This window comes from Sinorhizobium sp. 8-89 (assembly GCF_030124325.1).
GTDB lineage: Bacteria > Pseudomonadota > Alphaproteobacteria > Rhizobiales > Rhizobiaceae > Sinorhizobium.
Map to the genome: position 1 here is coordinate 1 of NZ_JASKLR010000064.1, position 3,171 is coordinate 3,171.

General features: G+C 60.0%; 2 protein-coding genes and 1 pseudogene. All 3 read left to right on the forward strand.

The genetic code is table 11. From position 1 onward, the window contains the following. Positions 1-266, forward strand: a pseudogene (locus QN219_RS33550) (hypothetical protein); the annotation flags it as partial. A gap of 377 nt (positions 267-643) precedes the next feature. Then, positions 644-1,669: a sulfate ABC transporter substrate-binding protein gene (locus QN219_RS33555; RefSeq protein WP_284004723.1), complete on the forward strand. Its 1,026-nt coding sequence runs from the start codon at positions 644-646 to the stop codon at positions 1,667-1,669. Between the two features lie 88 nt (positions 1,670-1,757). Continuing rightward, a complete protein-coding gene (locus tag QN219_RS33560; protein ID WP_284004725.1) occupies positions 1,758-2,801 on the forward strand; it encodes a sulfate/molybdate ABC transporter ATP-binding protein in 1,044 nt (347 codons plus the stop codon). The last annotated feature ends 370 nt before the right edge of the window (positions 2,802-3,171 follow it).

Sequence of the window (3,171 nt, forward strand, 5' to 3'; positions counted from 1 at the left end):
TTCGTGAACGCGTCGGGAGGACGGCGCGCGGCGTCATCGACTACAAGGATCCTGACGCTTGGATCGGGCACCACGACATCGCCATGAACTGGCCCGAAATGACCGCCTTGCATGCGGCGGCGAGGTTGGCGGAAGTCATCTTTCTCGGCCTGCTGACATTCGAAATCCAGGCCTGGATTGACAGCTCGGCACTGACGGCACGAGTTCGCGCCGGGAATTTATTTGCAGGCGGGTTTCAGAAGCTGAGTGGCTGGTCGGACGAATGACTGGATGGGATCAACTTGCGCCGTAGCGCAAGCAAATCCCGATGCGGTTATGGGTGAGGCTGGTGCCGCAGAGGTCCTGATCGATCTGCCCCGTCCGTGGGACCGCAGCGCGCCGAGTTTGTCAAGCACCGCGAGGAACTGCTGAGCCCTTTCGGACTGCACTGAACTCTCGGTCTAGCGACTTCCGAACAACGTCCTGCGGAACACGCGTGAGATTGACCAGCGCCCGTGAACTCACCGCGGCGGAAAGGGCAATTGTCGCTCGTTGGTGCGCGCATTCTGATTGCGCATGAGCGCAGCGCCGCTCAGCGCCTTTTCTCGGCTTTCCCGCCCGGCGTTCGGGAGGTACCTTCATTCGGACTAGCGTGGAGGTCGAGATGGGAGCGACGAAACTCGCCCAAGTAATGAAACTAGCGCTTATGCTCGGGCTGCTGCAGCTTGGCTCCATCGGGCTCGCTCTCGCCGATACGACAATCCTAAACGTGTCCTTTGATTCGACGCGTAAGCTCTACAAGGAATTCAATGCCGCTTTCGCTGAGAAGTGGAAGGGGGAGACCGGCGAGACGGTGACAATCGATCTGTCACACGGCGGTTCCGGTAAGCAAGCGCGATTGGTGATCGACGGCCTCGAAGCCGATGTGGTGACGCTTGCGCTCGAAGCCGATGTCGACGCCATTGCTCAGGCGACCGGCAGGATCCCGGACGATTGGAAGAGGCGGCTCGAAAACAACAGCGCTCCTTATACCTCGACGGTCGTCTTTCTGGTCCGCAAGGGCAATCCGAAAGCCATCAAGGATTGGAGTGACCTGACGAAGGAAGGCGTTCAGGTCATCACGCCGAATCCGAAGACATCGGGCGGCGCCCGCTGGAACTTCCTCGCGGCTTGGGCCTGGGCACGTGCTGCCAACAATGGCGACGAGGCCAAGGCGCAGGCGTATGTGGCGCAGGTCTTCAAGCGCGTTGTTGTTCTCGACACCGGCGCGTGGGGAGCGATGACCAACTTCGTCCAGCGCGGTTTTGGCGACGTGCTGCTCGCCTGGGAGAATGAAGCCTATCTCGCGCTCGAGGAACTCGGCCCCGACAAATTCGAGATCGTCACGCCGTCGATTTCGATCAAGGCCGAACCGCCGGTGGCGCTCATCGATGGCAATGTCGACAGGAAGGGAACGCGAAAGGTGGCGGAAGCCTACCTAGACTATCTCTACAGCGATGTTGGGCAGAAGATCGTCGCCAAACATTACTACCGACCCTACAAGCCAGAACTTGCCAATCCTGATGACGTTGCCCGTTTTGCCGATCTCAAGCTGGTGACGATTGACGAATTCGGCGGTTGGAATAAAGCTCAGGCGAAATTCTTCGCTGATGGTGGGATCTTCGACCAGATCTACAAGCCGGGTCGATAGGGTTCATGCCGGTCGACAGCCGAGCGAAGCGCTTCGCTGCAGCGCCGCGACTGCTGCCAGCCGCAGGCATTGAAAGGACGAGACACTCATGGAAGTCCGCGTCCAGAACCTATGCAAGGAATTTGGCCGCTTTCCGGCGCTTGTGGATGTGACGCTGGATATCCACTCAGGCGAGCTGATCGCGCTGCTCGGCCCGTCCGGCTCGGGCAAGACAACGCTGCTCCGACTCATCGCCGGGCTTGAAAGCCCGACCGAAGGCATGATTCTCTTCGGCACCGAAGACGCGTCGAAGAAGACCGTGCAGGAGAGAAACATCGGCTTCGTCTTCCAGCACTACGCTCTCTTCCGGCACATGACCGTGGTTGAAAACGTTGCGTTCGGTTTGAAGGTGCGGCCCAACAAGAAGCGCCCGCCGGCCGACGAGATCCGCCGCCGGGCACTCGATCTCATAGAGCTGGTGCAGCTCTCGGGACTCGAAAGACGGTATCCGGCCCAGCTCTCCGGCGGCCAACGCCAGCGCGTGGCTCTCGCTCGTGCCATGGCAGTCGAACCGAGCGTGCTGCTGCTCGACGAACCCTTCGGCGCGCTCGACGCGCAGGTGCGCAAGGAGCTCCGCCGATGGCTGCGCGAAATTCACGACCGCACCGGCTACACGACGGTCTTCGTCACCCACGATCAGGAGGAAGCGCTCGAGCTTGCCGATCGCGTCGTTGTGATGCGCAAAGGCCTGATTGAGCAGGTGGGCACAACCGACGAGATCTATGACCACCCGGTCTCGCCCTTTGTCTACCGTTTCATCGGCCAATCGAACTGCCTGAACGTCATATTGGCTGCCAACGAGGTCTTGTTCGAGGACGGGCCGATCGGCTTACGCGCAGCAAACGAACTCGATGGACCCGCAACCCTCTACTTCCGGCCGCACGACATCGAGCTCATCGACGCTCCCGGTGGCTGTCTCGCCGGCCGCGTGACGGCGAGCCGCCGTGTGGCGGGCACGCGCCATTTGGAATTGGAAATAGGTAAAGAACGGTCTTTGATCGAAATCGAGTTGTCGCCCGAGCGCGCTTCCTTGGGCGACAGCGCCCGCGTCGCGTTCCGGCCCACTAAGTGGAAGCTATTTCGCGGGGAGTAACAAGGAAACGGCCCATAACCTCGTTCTCAGCCCAGCGATCGTGTGCGAGCAGGGTCCGTTCCGAGGCAAGCAAGCATTCCCAAATTGGTGTCAAAGAGGATAAGCCGTTTTCGATGGACAGCCTTCCTCCTCATCTGTCGTGTTGTGTCAATCGATTAATATCTGCGCAACAAGGAGGTCGACATGCGTTCGTTACGACTTGCCGAATCGGCGAAATTAGCGCTTGTGATCGGGACTAACGGCGGCCATACCGGTTCTGCTTGAGACCCGGCATCTTCTCCCCAGTGAGGCTCGCTAACTGCGACAGATTCCGAACGCTGCGGTTCCCTGCTCGAACATGCATGGGACCTATGCGGAAGCGCATCGGACG